Below are 316 nucleotides of genomic sequence, written 5' to 3'. Positions count from 1 at the left end.
ACACCGGTCTGCAGGGCCTGGTAGACCTCGGAGAAAGCCAGCTTCTGGGGGTTGGCGCCCAACTGGCGGAACTGGGCCTCGAGCACGTCGGAGGACTGGATGCGGAACTTCAGGCCCTTGATGTCCTCGGGACGCACCAGCGTGTCCTTGTTGCTGGACATCTGCTTGAGGCCGTTATGCCAGTAGGCCAGGCCCTTGATGCCCTTGGACTTCATCGAATCCAGCAATTCCTGACCGGCGGGGCTGGCCTGGAAGCGGTCCAGGGCCGCCATGTCGTCGAACATGAAGGGCAGATCGAAGATCTGCAGTTTCTTGG

Annotated in this window: 1 protein-coding gene; it reads right to left on the bottom strand. The window is 61.4% G+C overall.

The annotated features are described in order from the left end of the window. The coding region (dctP, locus tag O4H32_RS14915; RefSeq protein ID WP_269360405.1) for a TRAP transporter substrate-binding protein DctP at positions 1-316 on the bottom strand (316 nt) is incomplete at both ends.

It is taken from the genome of Castellaniella denitrificans (assembly GCF_027214045.1).
GTDB lineage: Bacteria > Pseudomonadota > Gammaproteobacteria > Burkholderiales > Burkholderiaceae_B > Castellaniella > Castellaniella denitrificans_A.
Note: the sequence above shows the minus strand (reverse complement) of the source record. Positions and strands in the feature narration are given on the sequence as shown.